The organism is Bradyrhizobium barranii subsp. apii (assembly GCF_011516635.5).
In the GTDB taxonomy this organism is placed as follows: Bacteria; Pseudomonadota; Alphaproteobacteria; order Rhizobiales; family Xanthobacteraceae; genus Bradyrhizobium; species Bradyrhizobium barranii.
On the sequence record NZ_CP096255.1, the window covers coordinates 6,716,332 to 6,729,892 of the forward strand.

16 protein-coding genes and 1 pseudogene are annotated in these 13,561 nt (G+C 64.6%); 5 read left to right on the top strand and 12 right to left on the bottom strand.

Going from position 1 to position 13,561, the window contains the following annotated elements; all coding sequences use genetic code 11:
* Window positions 1–49: 49 nt before the first annotated feature.
* On the bottom strand, window positions 50–433 hold the full coding sequence (locus HAP41_RS32230) for a hypothetical protein (protein WP_166091562.1): 384 nt from the start codon (window positions 431–433) through the stop codon (window positions 50–52).
* Between the two features lie 100 nt (window positions 434–533).
* Here HAP41_RS32230 and HAP41_RS32235 point away from each other — a divergent pair, with 100 nt between their 5' ends.
* Both HAP41_RS32235 and HAP41_RS32240 read left to right on the top strand, forming a co-directional pair.
* Entirely contained in the window at window positions 534–1,370 is an 837-nt protein-coding gene (locus HAP41_RS32235; RefSeq protein ID WP_094184413.1) for a DUF72 domain-containing protein, read from the top strand.
* Between the two features lie 9 nt (window positions 1,371–1,379).
* Window positions 1,380–1,841, top strand: coding sequence for a DUF488 domain-containing protein (locus HAP41_RS32240; protein WP_166091546.1), 462 nt, complete (start codon window positions 1,380–1,382; stop codon window positions 1,839–1,841).
* A 187-nt stretch (window positions 1,842–2,028) separates the two neighbouring features.
* On the opposite strand, the gene HAP41_RS32245 is transcribed toward HAP41_RS32240, so the two are convergent.
* The 10 genes from HAP41_RS32245 to HAP41_RS32290 all read right to left on the bottom strand — a co-directional run bounded on the left by HAP41_RS32245 (window position 2,029) and on the right by HAP41_RS32290 (window position 11,374).
* The gene (locus HAP41_RS32245; RefSeq protein ID WP_166091541.1) at window positions 2,029–2,943 is read right to left on the bottom strand and encodes a PhzF family phenazine biosynthesis protein; all 915 of its coding nucleotides are present in this window, start codon (window positions 2,941–2,943) and stop codon (window positions 2,029–2,031) included.
* A 132-nt stretch (window positions 2,944–3,075) separates the two neighbouring features.
* Window positions 3,076–3,975, bottom strand: a complete 900-nt coding sequence (locus HAP41_RS32250; protein ID WP_166091537.1) for an amidohydrolase family protein — start codon at window positions 3,973–3,975, stop codon at window positions 3,076–3,078.
* Between the two features lie 22 nt (window positions 3,976–3,997).
* Window positions 3,998–5,251, bottom strand: coding sequence for an MFS transporter (locus tag HAP41_RS32255; protein WP_166091529.1), 1,254 nt, complete (start codon window positions 5,249–5,251; stop codon window positions 3,998–4,000).
* A gap of 49 nt (window positions 5,252–5,300) precedes the next feature.
* Window positions 5,301–6,032 (bottom strand): GntR family transcriptional regulator, encoded by a 732-nt coding sequence (locus HAP41_RS32260; protein ID WP_166091520.1) that lies wholly within the window; start codon window positions 6,030–6,032, stop codon window positions 5,301–5,303.
* Window positions 6,033–6,164: 132 nt separating this feature from the next.
* Complete coding sequence (locus HAP41_RS32265; protein ID WP_085404340.1) at window positions 6,165–6,362, bottom strand: hypothetical protein; 198 nt, start codon at window positions 6,360–6,362, stop codon at window positions 6,165–6,167.
* 111 nt (window positions 6,363–6,473) lie between these two features.
* Window positions 6,474–7,781, bottom strand: a complete 1,308-nt coding sequence (locus HAP41_RS32270; RefSeq protein WP_135215458.1) for an adenylate/guanylate cyclase domain-containing protein — start codon at window positions 7,779–7,781, stop codon at window positions 6,474–6,476.
* 29 nt (window positions 7,782–7,810) lie between these two features.
* Window positions 7,811–8,974, bottom strand: a complete 1,164-nt coding sequence (locus HAP41_RS32275) for an ABC transporter permease (protein ID WP_166091515.1) — start codon at window positions 8,972–8,974, stop codon at window positions 7,811–7,813.
* Window positions 8,971–9,903 carry an ABC transporter ATP-binding protein gene (locus tag HAP41_RS32280; protein ID WP_166091510.1) on the bottom strand — a complete coding sequence of 311 codons (933 nt, stop codon included), beginning with the start codon at window positions 9,901–9,903 and terminating at the stop codon, window positions 8,971–8,973. Before HAP41_RS32280 ends, HAP41_RS32275 begins: the two co-directional genes overlap by 4 nt.
* Window positions 9,900–10,688 (bottom strand): HlyD family secretion protein, encoded by a 789-nt coding sequence (locus tag HAP41_RS32285; protein ID WP_166091506.1) that lies wholly within the window; start codon window positions 10,686–10,688, stop codon window positions 9,900–9,902. The genes HAP41_RS32280 and HAP41_RS32285 overlap by 4 nt, the downstream gene beginning before the upstream one ends.
* Window positions 10,685–11,374 (bottom strand): TetR/AcrR family transcriptional regulator, encoded by a 690-nt coding sequence (locus tag HAP41_RS32290; protein ID WP_175618048.1) that lies wholly within the window; start codon window positions 11,372–11,374, stop codon window positions 10,685–10,687. The genes HAP41_RS32285 and HAP41_RS32290 overlap by 4 nt, the downstream gene beginning before the upstream one ends.
* Before the next feature lie 108 nt (window positions 11,375–11,482).
* Between HAP41_RS32290 and HAP41_RS32295 the strand changes: the two genes are divergently transcribed.
* The 3 genes and pseudogenes from HAP41_RS32295 (at window position 11,483) to HAP41_RS32305 (ending at window position 12,715) form a co-directional block, all read left to right on the top strand.
* Window positions 11,483–11,818, top strand: a complete 336-nt coding sequence (locus tag HAP41_RS32295) for an ArsR/SmtB family transcription factor (protein ID WP_011088398.1) — start codon at window positions 11,483–11,485, stop codon at window positions 11,816–11,818.
* Window positions 11,815–12,286 (top strand): annotated as a pseudogene (locus HAP41_RS32300) (SRPBCC family protein). Before HAP41_RS32295 ends, HAP41_RS32300 begins: the two are co-directional and overlap by 4 nt.
* A gap of 15 nt (window positions 12,287–12,301) precedes the next feature.
* A complete protein-coding gene (locus HAP41_RS32305) occupies window positions 12,302–12,715 on the top strand; it encodes a GFA family protein (RefSeq protein ID WP_166091497.1) in 414 nt (137 codons plus the stop codon).
* A gap of 130 nt (window positions 12,716–12,845) precedes the next feature.
* Here HAP41_RS32305 and HAP41_RS32310 read toward each other — a convergent pair whose 3' ends face one another.
* Window positions 12,846–13,235, bottom strand: a complete 390-nt coding sequence (locus HAP41_RS32310) for a DUF4189 domain-containing protein (RefSeq protein ID WP_028158473.1) — start codon at window positions 13,233–13,235, stop codon at window positions 12,846–12,848.
* Between the last annotated feature and the right edge of the window lie 326 nt (window positions 13,236–13,561).

Here is a 13,561-nt window from a genome sequence, read left to right on the forward strand (position 1 = left end):
AGAGCGCCGGCTTACGTGCCCTCTTCGCGATTGGCCGTTCGCCACTGCCCTACTTTGCGGGCGGCCTGTGCTTGACGAAGGCCGTCACGATGTCCTTCTGCGCCGACTCGACCGCCCTGTTCGCGGTGGCGAGATGGGCGCCGGCATCGATGTTCGGATATTGCGTGGTGAGATAGTCGAGCAACGCCACCCGGTAATATTGCCGCTCCGACGGACAGGCGCCCGCGACCGAGCGGCCGAAATCCTGTTCCGACATTCCCTGATTGGAGTCGCGCGAATATTCCCGCGCCAGGCAATGCCAGTAATCGTCGCGGCCCTGCATGGCGAGCTTCTGCGCGCCCTTGGCATCGTCGTCATCGTCGGCCATGGCACCAAGCGTCATGGCAGCAGATGTCATCATGACGAGCGCCGCTCCCACCATCAGCATCCGCATTCTTGTTCTCCTTTTGCGCGGGTCCCGTTGCGACCTTAGACGGGACGGCGCAACTGGCCAATCACATCTGGTTTGATTAGGATGAGGTCCCTCCCCGTCGATGCGAGACCCTCCCGTGGCCAAAGCAAAAACCGCGTCCAAAAAATCCGGCAACATTTTCATCGGCGTGGGCGGCTGGACCTTCGAGCCCTGGCGCGGCGTGTTCTACCCGGAGAAGCTCACGCAGGCCAAGGAGCTGTCCTATGCCGCCTCGAAGCTGACCTCGATCGAGATCAACGGCACCTATTACGGCTCGCAGAAGCCGGAGAGCTTTCGCAAATGGGCCAGCGAAGTGCCCGATGGTTTCGTGTTCTCGGTGAAGGGACCCCGCTTCGCCACCAACCGCCGCGTGCTTGCCGAGGCCGGCGATTCCATCAAGCGGTTCTATGATTCCGGCGTGCTGGAACTCGGCGACCATCTCGGACCGGTGCTGTGGCAGTTCGCGCCGACGAAAAAGTTCGACGGCGCCGATTTCGGCAAGTTCCTGGAGCTGCTGCCGCGCAAGCTCGATGGGCGCGCGCTGCGCCATGTCGTCGAGGTCCGCCACGACAGTTTTTGCGCGCCGGACTTCGTCGCGCTGATCCGCGAGTTCGAGACGCCTGTCGTGTTCGCCGAGCACGGCAAATATCCGGCGATCGCCGACGTCGCCGGCGACTTCGTCTATGCACGGCTCCAGAAGGGCAATGACGAGATCAAGACCTGCTATCCGCCGAAGCAGCTCGATGCCTGGGCCAAGCGCTTTCAGGACTGGGCCGAGGGGAGTGAACCCGACGATCTGCCGAAGGTCGACGAGGCCAAGCCGAAGAAAGAGCCGCGCGACGTGTTCGCCTATGTCATCCACGAGGGCAAGGTGCGCGCACCGGCCGGCGCCATGGAACTGATCGCGCGGGTGAGCTGAGGATGGTTCATGGCAAAGGCGAAAAAGCTCTTCACCATCGGTTATGAACAGACGCCGCCCAAGGCGGTGCTCGACGAGCTGGAAGGGGCCGGCGTCAAGCTCGTGGTCGACGTGCGCGCGGTGACTTCATCGCGCCGGCCCGGCTTTTCGAAGAAGCAGCTTGCCGCGGGCCTCGACGAGCGCGGGATCGCCTATGTCCATCTCGCCGCGCTCGGCACGCCGAAGGAAGGCCGCCTCGCCGCGCGCAGCGGCCAATACGATGTGCTGGAGAGGATCTATTCAAAGCACCTGAAGACGCCGCAGGCCAGGGAAGAGATGGACGAGCTCTCGGCGCTGGTGATGAAGGCCGGTCCGGTCTGCCTGCTCTGCTACGAACGCGATCACACCCACTGCCACCGCCAGATGATCGCGGAGATCATCGAAGAGCGCGATGGCGTGGCGGTGAGAAATTTGGCGGGGCGGCAGGTGTAGCGGCCTTCGGACGGGGAGGACGACTTTAACCGTAGCCGTCATCCTGAGTGGCCGCTTCTTCAGCGGCCCTCGAAGGACGACGGCGTGCCCCGATGTAGCATCTCGGCCGTGCATCCTTCGAGGCTCGCAAGGGCTCGCACCTCAGGATGACGGATCTGGCGCGAGCTCGTCTTGGCGCGAGGAGAGTTCACCCCTCGCCCGCCAGCCGAAACGTCCCTTCCATCATCTGCACGCAGCTGCCGCCGACATGAGCGGAGACGATCTTGCCGTCCTGCTTGCGCACGCGCGTCCGGAGGATGCTTGGCCGTCCCATGTCAAAGCCCTGGCCGACGGTGAGCTTCAACTCGCCATCACGCGTGGGATCGAGATCGGCAAACAGCGCGGCCGCGGCGACCGTCGCGCTGCCGGTGGCGGGATCCTCGACGAGGCCGCTGGCGCCGCGCATGAACATCCGCGCCTGCCGGTCGCAAGGCGCCTCCGCTGGCGGCACGTCGCGCGTGTAGAACCATACCGAGCGGGCGCCGTCCCGCGGCAAGACCTTGCCGTAGGCGGCCGCATCGGGCCGGGCGCGCTTGAGCGCCTCGCGCGAATGCAGCTCCATCACCAGAAACGCGTTTCCAACGCTGACGATCTGCGGCGCGTGGCTGTCGACCTTGATGTCATCCGCACCGAGCGAGACGCAGCTTGCAGCTTCAGCGGCAGACAATTGCGACAGCCGCGCCAAAGGCTGGGGCGCGGTGAGCTCGGTTCTGACCACCCGGCCCTGCTCTCTCACGATCTCGACCGGCACGAGCCCGGCCTTCTCCTCAAACAGCAGGCGCGGTTTCAGCTCTTTTGCCATCGAGGCCAGCACGAAGGCGGTGCCGACATTGGGATGGCCGGCAAAGGCAATCTCCAGCACCGGCGTGAAGATGCGCACCTCGGCGTCATTGGCCTTGTCGCGCGGCGGCAGCACGAAGGTCGTCTCGGAATAGTTGAACTCGGTCGCGATCGCCTGCATCTGCTGCGTCGTGAGCCCGCCGGCATCCAGCACCACGGCAAGCTGGTTGCCGCCGAAGGCGCGGTCGGTGAATACGTCGACGGTGATGTAGCGGCGCTGCATCTTCACTTCCTCATGAAAGTCACGGCCTCAACCGACCGCATCGCCGGCAGTCTACAGGCCGGCGACATCGCTCGTCATGCCCCAAAATTCGGAGCATTCGGAGCAATCGCGCGAGGAGATCAAAAGGGAGAATCAGAAGCGGAACAGCTGATGCGGCGATGCGAGCACCCGCGCGCGCTCGCTGTCGTCGACGATCAGCGCATCGAGAAACTGCCTGTTTTTCGCGTAAGTCTGCGACGCCTCGAACTGCGTGTGCGGCCAGTCGCTGCCCCACAGCAATCGATCCAGGCCGTAGGCCTTACGCAGCAGCGGATAGGCCTCCTTCGCAAAACTCTCGCCGCTCGCGCCGTTGCGATACGGCGCCGAGGTCTTGACCCAGACATTTCGCGTCGCGCCGAGCTTCAGCACCGACTGGAAGCCGGGATCGGCGACACCGAGTTTCGGATCCGGCAGCGCATAGTGATCAAGCACGACGGGGACGCCATGGTCGAGCAGCTGCGGCGCCAGCAGTGCGAGATCGGACGCGTTGCGCTGGAGCTCGACTTGCCAGCCCATCGATTTCACGTTTCGGAGCAGCGCCTTCCATTCGCCGGCAGCGAGATCGGGCAAGGGCTGACCGACCAGATTGAGGCGGATGCCGACGACGCCGGCGCGATCGAGCGCGCGCAGTTCGTCCGCGGTCACGGAAGGATCGACCACCGCGATACCACGCAGGCGTCCGCCGGAAGTCTTCAGGCTCTCGACCAGATAGGAATTGTCGGTGCCGAGAAAGCTCGGCTGCACCAGCACGCCATTGCTCATGCCATTGCGGTCGAGCTGCTCCAGATAGAGCGCCAGCGGCGCATCGTAATCTGGGGCATAGCGCCGGCCGGGCGCGAGCTTGAGGCCGCGGTGGAAGACATGGGCATGGGTATCGATTGTCGGCAAGCTCGTCTCACTCTTCGCTCGGCTCGCGACGGCCGTGGCCGACACGAGGGATACAAGGCCTGTGCCGAATTGGCGGCGCGTCAGGCCACGCTCGCGGGATATCATGGTGACTGCTCCCCATCCGGCGTCAGGCGCGCGTCGCCGCGGCTTGTTCGAAAACCTTGCCGCGGGTTTCGGGCAGCAGCACCACCGCGATCAGCACCAGCGAATAGGCGAAGGCCGCATCGATGCCGATCGCCGGTCCGAGCCCGATATGGTCGCTGAGATAGCCCACGAGGAAGGGGAACGCGGCGGAGACGATGCGGCCGAAATTGTAGCAGAAGCCGACACCGGTGCCGCGCACGCCGGCCGGATAGAGCTCGCTGAACAGCGCCGCCATGCTGGCGGGAATGCCGGCCGAGAAGAAGCCGAGCGGAAAGCCGAGCACCAGCATCTCGCCGTTGGTCAGCGGCGCGAAGATGTAGATCAGCACGGTGACGATGCAGGCGCTGGCGAAGAAGGTGACATTGGCCCTGCGGCCGATGCGGTCGCTGATGATGCCGCTCGCGATGCAGCCGCAGAAGAAGGCAACGATGATGACTGCGAGATAGACGCTGGAGCCCAGCACCGACAGATGCCGCACTTCGCGCAAGAACGTCGGCAGGAACGTGGTCAGGGCCGCGTAACCGCCGTGGGCGCCGATGCCAAACAGGCCTCCGATCAGCGTCGAGCGCAGCACGTCGCGATGGAAGATGCCCGAGAGCGTGGCGAAGAATGGCGTCTTGTCGGCTGCGACCGCGCGCGGCGGCTCCTTCAAGCCGCGGCGGATGAAGATGATGAGGAGCGCGGGCAACAGCCCCAGCGCAAACAGCAGCCGCCAGGCGATGTCGGCGGGTGCATAAGTGAACACGAGGGCCGAGAGCAGCACAGCTGCGCCCCACCCCACGGCCCAGGCGCTCTGCACCGAGCCCAGCGCCTTGCCGCGATGCTCGGGGCGAATGATCTCGGCCATCAGCACCGCGCCGCAAGCCCATTCGGCGCCGAAGCCGAGGCCCTGAATCGCCTTCAGGATCAGGAGCTGGTTGTAAGTCATCGCGAACGCGCAGGCGAAGGTCGCGAGCGCAAAGGTCGCAACGGTAATCTGAAGCGCCTTGACGCGGCCAAAACGGTCGCCGAGCGCGCCGCCGAGCCAGCCGCCGAGCCAGCCGCCGAACGCGCCGAAGAACAGCGTGACCGAGCCGAGCAGGCCCGCATCGGCCTTACTGATGCCGAAGGCGGCGATCAGCGCAGGGATGGCAAGGCCGAACATCTGGACGTCGAGCGCATCCAGCGCCCAGCCGCCAAAACTTGCCCAAAACGTGCGCCGCTCCAGCGGCGAGCTTTCGCTGTACCAGTTTGACATTTTTCCTACCCTGTACTCGTTATTGCTTGGTGTCGTTGAAAAGTCGCTCTCACCTGATCTCGGCGTGGTAGCGGAACCGGTCGGCCGGCCCACGCGACCTGCGCCATTCGATCGGCCGCCGCTCCAGATCGAGCGCGAGGCGCTCGATCACGATCAATGGTGCGTGCGCTTCGAGGCGCAGCAGGCGCGCCTGCATCTCGTTGGCGGTTTCGACCGTCAGAATTTCCTCGGCCGACACCACCACCTCTCCGCAGCGCTCCTCGTAGAGCGGATAAAGCAGGTCGCCGAATTCGGCGGTGTCGATCTCCAGGATCGGCGCGAAGCGCGATTGCTGGAGCCAGATTTCTTCGGCGAGCAGCGGTACATCGTCGATCAGGCGCAGACGCGACAGACTGATCACGGGCTCGCCGACAGGGATGCGTAGCGCCGACGCAACCGCCGAATTCGCCAAAACGCTCTTGCGCCGGATGATGCGGCTCTTCGGCACGCGCCGCTCGCCGCTCTCGGACTGGAATCGGAAGAAGCGGAATAGCGAGGAGTTGAAGCGCGCCCGGCGCACGAAGGTGCCGCGGCCCTGCTGGCGCTCCAGCACGGTATCGGCAACGAGCTGATCGATCGCTTTGCGCACGGTGCCGATGGCGACGCCGTAATGCGCCGCGAGCTCGGCCTCCGACGGGATCGGCTCGCCCGGCCGCCATTCATTGCGGTTGATCCGCGCGGCGAGGTCGTCGCGCAGGCGCTGGTAGCGTGGCAGGCGGTCGTCGTGCGGGGCTGCATTCATATAGTCATATAGATGACTAGATGAGATAGGAGTCAAGCACTACCAAGGTACCGCAATCGAGAAACCGGCGATGCCCGCGGGGGACGCGAGGTCGGGCCGGCGGACGTTGCCAACCCGACCTCGCCTTGCGCGTTAATTCGCTGCCCTCGGCGTGCAGGGCGGCTGCTTGTAGGGCGCTGAGGCAAACGCGCCCTGTGCCGGAGCCCTCACGCAATCCGCAGCCGCCTGAGGCGAGGCGCGCCGCGGGGCGACGTCGCGAGCGGCTGCGGCCTGGGTTTGATAGACGGCGGCGGCGATCAGGGCGGCCGAGACAAGGGTCAATCGGGTCATGGGTTCTCTCCGCGTGGCAAACGGAAGCCGAGAGGTTTCGGCGTCCTGACAATATGAGCGGAAATCGCCGTGAGATATTTCATCACGCGCCTTCAACGAAACGCGAGCCCCTCACCCCAGTTGAAACACCGCCACCTTGTGCTCGTAGCCGCGAACCGCGACCTCGCCGAGCGCGACGGCGTCCTCACCGTCGTCGCCGAGCGCCTCGCGGACGGACGCGGAGATCAGGAGGTGCGAGCCGAACTCCTTGTTGAGTGCCTCCAGCCGCGAGGCGAAGTTCACGGTGTCGCCGATCACCGTGTACTCCTTGCGCCGGGGCGAGCCGATATTGCCGGCAACGACCTCGCCGAAATGGATGCCGATGCCGATCCGCAGCGGCCAGCTCGTTTGCGCGTTGATGCGGTCCATCGCGGCCAGCATCTCGCGGCCTGCGGCAACCGCGCGGTGCGCGGCGTCGGAGGCCTCCAGCGGCGCGCCGAACAGGGCGAGGAAGCCATCGCCCAAAAACTTGTTCACGATGCCGCCCTGACGATCGAGGATGTCGACCAGCACGGCGAACGCACCGTCGAGCCGGTCAACCACCTCCTGCGGGGTGCGCAACCGCGCGCTGGCGGTGAAGCCGCGGAAATCGACGAACATCACCGCGACGCGGCGAAGGTCGCCGCCCGCGCTGGGCCCCGCCGCCATCAGCCGTTCCACCACCTGCGGCGAGACGTGCTGGCCGAACAGGTTGGTGACGCGATCACGCGCGGTGGCGGCCGCGATGCTCGCGGCAAATTGCCGCCGCAGCCGCGCGCCGACGGAGCCGGCGAGCACGCCGCAGATCAGGATGATGGTGCTGCGCACAGCGTGAAAGTAGATCAGCGGTTCGCCAGCCTCGCTGGCCGAATTGTAGTACAGCGCGACGGCCAGGAGTTCGGCTGCGGCCACAAATCCCGTGAAGGTGGACAGCCAGAAATCGAGCCGCAGCGTCGAAAGAATGATGAAGATGAAATAGGCCAGTGGCAGCACGAAACCGAGCGCGGGCCCAGCGCCCATGCTGCGAATCTGCAGAATCAGGATGATCGTCGGCAGCGACGTTTCGATGAGAGCGCCGATATAGCGCCTGATCACCGGCAGGTCGCGATCGAGCTTGAGGTTTCGCCTGATCTGGCTGTGGACCCAGACCTCGAAGAGGATGAAGCCCCCCAAGAGCATGTATTCGCGGACCAAGCCCTCCGTCCCGCGCCAGACCCGGTTCACGATGGCAGGGTCGATCAGGTAGGTTGCGGTGAGGAACAGGATCATGACGCAGCCCGTCGTGATCAGCGCCCTCACCCGCAACAGCTCGGTCCGCAGCACTTCTCGCGTCAGCTCGCGCTCGAACTCCTCCGACATCACGGCATGTTGCCGGGTCTTCCTGCTGGCAAACCTGACCATTTCTCCCCTCGATTCAGGGGCATTGTGCCTCAATCCAGCGTACGGCGGAAGCGCGTCACCGCGATGGTCATGGCGACCAGCATCAGGATCGCCAGCGCCAGCGCGTCGAAGTGCAAATTCTGCATGGTCGCGCCCTTCAGCATGATGGCGCGGACGATCCGCAAGTAGTGGGTCAGCGGCAGGCATTCACCGAGATATTGCGCCCAGACCGGCATGCCGGCGAACGGGAACATGAATCCGGAGAGCAGAATGCTCGGCAGGAAGAACATCATGGCCATCTGCATGGCCTGGAGCTGGTTCTGCACCACGGTCGAGATGGTGTAGCCAATCGACAGATTTGTAGCGATGAACAAGGTCGACAGCAGCGCGAGCAGGAACAGATTGCCGAGCAAGGGCACGCCGAACAAGCCGACACCGATGCCGATGATGAGGAAGGCCTGAAGGAAGCCAACCAGCACATAAGGAACGATCTTGCCGAACATCACCTCGACCGGCTTGATCGGCATCGACAGCAGGCTCTCCATGGTGCCCCGCTCGACCTCGCGGGTGACCGAGAGCGCGGTGAAGATCAGCATGGTCATGGTGAGAATGGTGCCGACGAGGCCCGGCACGATATTGAGGCTGGACGACGCGGCCGGATTGTAGCGCGCATGCGCGCGGATCTCGAACGGCATCTCGGGCGGATTGCCGATATAGAGATCGTGCGCAAGCGCGGTCTGCACGACCATGCCGAGCGAGCCGAGCGCGGCGCTGGCCGCAACGGGATCGGTGGCGTCGGCCGCAACCAGCAGCGCCGGCCGGTCGCCACGCCGCACCGCCCGCTCGAAGCCGCGCGGAATCTCGACGCCGAACAGCACCTTGCCCGATTTCAGCAGGTTGTCGAAATCGTCGACGTCGTGCACCTCGTAGATGAAGCGGAAATAGGCGGTGTTCTCCAGCGCCTTCAACACCGAGCGGGCAAGATCCGAATCCTCCTGGAGCAGCACCGCGCTCGGCAGATGGTGCGGCGTGGTGTTGATGGCGTAGCCGAACAGCAGAAGCTGCATCACCGGCAGCATCACGATCATCGCGAACGACACGCGGTCGCGCTTGAGCTGGATGAACTCCTTGATCAGCATCGCATAGGAGCGCTTCCAGAAGCCGAAGCGCTCGCGGATCTCGTGCGCGGGTGCGGGATGATCGGCGGCGCTCATTGGAAATTGTCCTTGGAACGGCTCATCAATTCGATGAACACGTCTTCGAGCGAGGGCGATGATTTGTGCCAGTGCAGGCCGCCCTTCTCGCGCCACGGCGCGATGCTGGCCTCGAGCGCGGCGACGTCGCGCCCGGAAACGTGCAGCGAAGTACCGAACGGCGCCACCATGTCCACGCCGGGCTTGCCGGTGAGCGCGGCCGTGAGCCCGTTGAGCTCCTCGCCCGTCGCGGTGTAGGTCGTCAGGGCGGACTTCGCGATCACCTCCTCCACCGTGCCGTGCGCCAGCAGATGGCCGTAGGCGATATAGGCGATCTCGTGGCAGCGCTCCGCCTCGTCCATGTAGTGGGTCGAGACCAGGACGGTGAGGCCGTCGGCCGCGAGCGCATGGATCTCGTTCCAGAAGTCGCGCCGCGCCTTGGGATCGACGCCGGCGGTGGGCTCGTCCAGCAGCAGCAGTTTCGGACTGGGCAGCGTGCAGGCCCCGAGCGCGAGCCGCTGCTTCCAGCCGCCGGAGAGCTCGCCCGCGAGCTGCTCTTCGCGCCCCGACAGCCCGAGCCGCTTGATCATGTCGCGCGCGGCGCCGCGTGGATCGGCGAGGCCATAGAGGCGCGCGACGAATTCGAGGTTCTCGCGCGCCGAGAGGTCCTGGTACAGGCTGAAGCGCTGGGTCATGTAGCCGACCTGGCGCTTGATCTTTTCGGCATCGCGCCTGATGTCGTAGCCGAGGCAGGTGCCCTCGCCGCTGTCGGGCGTGAGCAGGCCGCAGAGGATGCGGATGGTGGTGGTCTTGCCCGAGCCGTTCGGCCCGAGGAAGCCGTAGATCGAGCCGCGCTTCACCTGCATCGACAGATCGTGCACGACCTCGCGCCCGCCAAACGACTTGGTCAGGCCCTTGACGTCGATCGCGATGCCGTTGCCGCCGTTCATCGCTTGTCCGCCACCGGCGTTTTTGGATGGAGATAGACGTCGATCGGCTGTCCGACCCGCAGGGCATCGGGCCGCGAGGGCCGCGCCTGGATCAAATAGACCAGCTTGTTGCGCTCATCGAGGCTGTAGATGACAGGCGGAGTGTATTCGGCCGAGGTCGCGATGAAATAGATCTTTGCGGTGAGATCCGCCGCGCAATTGTCGCAAGAGATGCGCACCGTGTCGCCGATCGCAAGCTTCGGCAACTCGGTCTCCGGAACGAAGAAGCGCAGCTTCATGTTGCCTGGCGGCATGATCGAGAGCACCGGCCGCTGCGCCGCCACCATCTCGCCCTCGCGGAAGTAGATCTGCTGGATGGTGCCGGCAACGGGCGCAAAGCCCCTGCGCCGCGCCATTCGCGTCTCCGACGTCGCGACCCGCGCTTCGGCGACACGCAAGGACGATACGGCGGAATCGAGATTGGCCTGCGTGCCGGAGCCGGTCTTGTTCAGCGAGGCCGCGCGATCATAGGTCTGCTGCGCATTGGCCAGTGTCGCCTTGTTCTGGTTGAGGTCGGCAAGCTGGAGATCGTCGTCGACGGAATAGAGGGCATCGCCGACCTTCACCTCGTCGCCCTCGCGGACATTGAGCTTCGTCACCCGGCCCGCTTCGTCCGGGCTGACGAAGATCATGTCGGCCTCGACCCAACCTTGAAATCCGGGATCGCGCTTGTCCTTGCAACCGGCAAGGCCGGTTGCCAGCACGGCAGCCAATGCAACCACAGAAATTGCTCGTGACGACCTCATGTCGTCCTCCGTTCGCCAAAAATCAAATCGAGATGGACGCGCAGCATGTCCTGGGCGTCGAGCGGCGCGTGCCGCGCAAACAGGCTCTGCCAGATCACCGCGATCATCGCCGGTGCGACCAGGATCTGCGGATAGCGCGCGAGGTTCTTCTCGCGGATCTCGCCGCGGGCAATGCCGAGCTCGATCAGCGCGCGCATGCCGGCGATCCCGCGCGAGACAACCTCGCGATAGTAGAAATCGGCGACGGACGGAAAGCGCGGCCCTTCCGCCACGATCAATCGCACGAGATCGCCGCGCCTCGTGCCGATGACCTCCTTGAGGAAGTTACCGGCAAAGGCCTCGACGAGATCGCGCACCGAGCCCGTCGGCGGCGGCAGCGCATTCAGCTTCGCCACCACAGGCACGATCACAGTGCGCACCAGCTCCTCGAACATCGATTCCTTGTCCTTGAAGTGCAGGTAGATCGTGCCCTTGGCCACGCCCGCCCGCTTGGCGATATCGTCGAGCCGCGTCGCGGCAAAGCCGCGCGCGATGAACTCCTCCATCGCCGCTTCCACGATGGCCGACCGACGCTCGGCCGCACGCGTGGCACGGTTCGAAGCGGGCGGAGCGTCGGCGGGCGCACGGCCCTTCGCATCGGCGCGAGCTGCGGTTGGCGTGGCTGCTTTGGTGGGCTTCTTTGTCATCCCCTATTTATGACTGACCGGTCAGTCATCATCAAGGCAGCGATCCAACCCTATGCAGCCAACAAATTAGTATTGACTAATGCATTGGCGTTTGCTAATCGAATATCCATGATCGAAGCCGCCCCAAATCCCGTCACCACCGTGATGCGTGCCCTCGCCGATCCGACGCGCCGTGCCGTGTTCGAGCGCGTGTTCGAGAGCAAGGAGATCAGCGTGGCCGAGCTCACCCGCGGCAGCGGCGTGACGCAGGGCGCGATCTCGCAGCATTTGAAGTCGCTGAAGCAGGCCGGCCTCGTCGCCGAGCGCGCCGAGGGCCGCAACGTCTATTACCGCGCCGCGCCGCAAGGACTCGAGCCGCTGGTCACCTGGATGGACCATTACGGCGTGTTCTGGCGCGAGCGCTTCCAGAATCTGCGTGACCTCTTGAAGGAGATCGATCCGTGAGTGCAGCCGAGTTCAGAGCCGGGACAAAAGACAGCGTCCAAGACATTGTTTTGGAGGAGGTCTTCCCTCACGCGCCCGAGACGATCTGGAAGACGTTGACCAGCGCCCAGTTGATCGCGCGCTGGCTGACAGCCGACCGGCTTCGAAGCCGCCGAAGGCAAGGCCTTCACCTTCCAGACAACGCCGGGCGGCAACTGGGATGGCGTCATCCATTGCCGCGTTCTCGAAGTGATACCGAACCGGCGCCTCGTCTACGCCTGGAAGGGCGGTGACGAACGCAACACCGGCTACGGCGCGCCGCTCGATACCGTCGTGACGTGGTCCCTCACCCCGGTCGAAGCCGGCACGCGGATCCGCCTAGTGCATGCGGGCTTCGTCATGCCCAGGAACGAGTCGGCCTACACGGTCATGAGCGGCGGCTGGAAGAAGGTTGTCCGCCAGCTCGACGAGATCAGTGGCGAGAAGTGAGTGGGAGATATTTCGATGACCAGGCCTTTTACCGGCGGCTGCGCCTGCGGCGCGATCCGCTATTCGATTCTCGGTGAGCCGCTGTTCAGCAATCACTGCCAGTGCCGGGACTGCCAGCGCGAAAGCGGTAGCGGTCACGGCTCGTACATGACCTTCGCGCGCGAAGGTGTCACGCTGACGGGCGAGGCGAAGCATTGGGACATGATCGGCGACAGCGGCAACGTGAAGACGCGCGGTTTCTGCACGCAGTGCGGCTTGCCGGTCTACATGACCTTTGCGGCGATGCCCGACATCTTCACCATCCGCGCCACAAGCCTCGACGAGCCCGCCCGCTACAAGCCGCAGGTGGTGACCTACGCAGCGCGTGGGTACGATTGGGATCGTCTCGATCCCGACCTGCCGAAATTCGCAGGCATGCCGCCGGGGTGAGGCGGCTGTATTTGGAGTGTCGAAGTCTCGGCATCGTCAAGGCCGGACTGTCCCGAATGTCATTCCTGACGCAATGCTCCGGTCCGCGCATCGCGCGGTACCCGTTGCATCGCCAATGACAGCAAAAGGATTATCCCTTGGCGTCGCAGGCCCAGGCGCGGATCACGCATTCCTTGCCGCCGTATTTGTAGCACTCGCGCGTGGCGGCATTGAGCGAGGCCGAGATCTTCGGCTTCACGGCATAGCCATAGGCGCCGCACGGGTTGGCCATATCGACCGACATCGCGGCGCAGGCGCGCTTCATGGTCACGGTCGTGCAGTCGCCCTTGCACTGCTTCTGCGCCGCGGCACGGGCCTCGCGCTCGGCGCCGTAATCAAAAGCCTGGCCATAGGCCCCGCACTTGCCGACCGCAAACGCACCGGCAGCATGCGCATCCGTGATGTAGCGAGCGCCGGCGACACAAACCGACAGCGCAAAGAAAAACATCGCGCAACGGCGCGCGACGACATTCGAAGCCATGGAAAAACCCCTCCCCCCAAGGCAGGTGGAAGGGACTCTAAGCGGTGGTCGTTTCCAGATGGTGAACGAGGGGTTGAAAACGGACGAATGAGGCACGGCCGCAGGCTCAGACCTCATCCTGAGGAGACCGCGTAGCGCGTCGTCTCGAAGGATGGCCGCGAGCGCGATCCGAGCCCTCACGGTTCAAGACCGCGCCTTTTCAATTGCAGCTACGTTTTCTCGGCCTGCCCAGCCACGTACAGGAAGAGAACAACTCCGCTTGGCGCTCTTGCCGAAGGATCAGAACTTGTGCCAGAATTCAACCATAGGATGTTGCGGGAGGCAGA

Excerpts from the sequence above, each read along its gene's own strand:
- HAP41_RS32310 (WP_028158473.1), bottom strand. The coding sequence starts at position 13,235 with ATGGCTTCGAATGTCGTCGCGCGCCGTTGCGCGATGTTTTTCTTTGCG.
- HAP41_RS32235 (WP_094184413.1), top strand. The coding sequence starts at position 534 with ATGCGAGACCCTCCCGTGGCCAAAGCAAAAACCGCGTCCAAAAAATCC.
- HAP41_RS32285 (WP_166091506.1), bottom strand. The coding sequence starts at position 10,688 with ATGAGGTCGTCACGAGCAATTTCTGTGGTTGCATTGGCTGCCGTGCTG.
- HAP41_RS32275 (WP_166091515.1), bottom strand. The coding sequence starts at position 8,974 with ATGAGCGCCGCCGATCATCCCGCACCCGCGCACGAGATCCGCGAGCGC.
- HAP41_RS32260 (WP_166091520.1), bottom strand. The coding sequence starts at position 6,032 with ATGAATGCAGCCCCGCACGACGACCGCCTGCCACGCTACCAGCGCCTG.
- HAP41_RS32265 (WP_085404340.1), bottom strand. The coding sequence starts at position 6,362 with ATGACCCGATTGACCCTTGTCTCGGCCGCCCTGATCGCCGCCGCCGTC.
- HAP41_RS32270 (WP_135215458.1), bottom strand. The coding sequence starts at position 7,781 with ATGGTCAGGTTTGCCAGCAGGAAGACCCGGCAACATGCCGTGATGTCG.
- HAP41_RS32280 (WP_166091510.1), bottom strand. The coding sequence starts at position 9,903 with ATGAACGGCGGCAACGGCATCGCGATCGACGTCAAGGGCCTGACCAAG.
- HAP41_RS32290 (WP_175618048.1), bottom strand. The coding sequence starts at position 11,374 with ATGACAAAGAAGCCCACCAAAGCAGCCACGCCAACCGCAGCTCGCGCC.
- HAP41_RS32250 (WP_166091537.1), bottom strand. The coding sequence starts at position 3,975 with ATGATATCCCGCGAGCGTGGCCTGACGCGCCGCCAATTCGGCACAGGC.
- HAP41_RS32255 (WP_166091529.1), bottom strand. The coding sequence starts at position 5,251 with ATGTCAAACTGGTACAGCGAAAGCTCGCCGCTGGAGCGGCGCACGTTT.
- HAP41_RS32305 (WP_166091497.1), top strand. The coding sequence starts at position 12,302 with ATGACCAGGCCTTTTACCGGCGGCTGCGCCTGCGGCGCGATCCGCTAT.
- HAP41_RS32230 (WP_166091562.1), bottom strand. The coding sequence starts at position 433 with ATGCGGATGCTGATGGTGGGAGCGGCGCTCGTCATGATGACATCTGCT.
- HAP41_RS32240 (WP_166091546.1), top strand. The coding sequence starts at position 1,380 with ATGGCAAAGGCGAAAAAGCTCTTCACCATCGGTTATGAACAGACGCCG.
- HAP41_RS32295 (WP_011088398.1), top strand. The coding sequence starts at position 11,483 with ATGATCGAAGCCGCCCCAAATCCCGTCACCACCGTGATGCGTGCCCTC.
- HAP41_RS32245 (WP_166091541.1), bottom strand. The coding sequence starts at position 2,943 with ATGCAGCGCCGCTACATCACCGTCGACGTATTCACCGACCGCGCCTTC.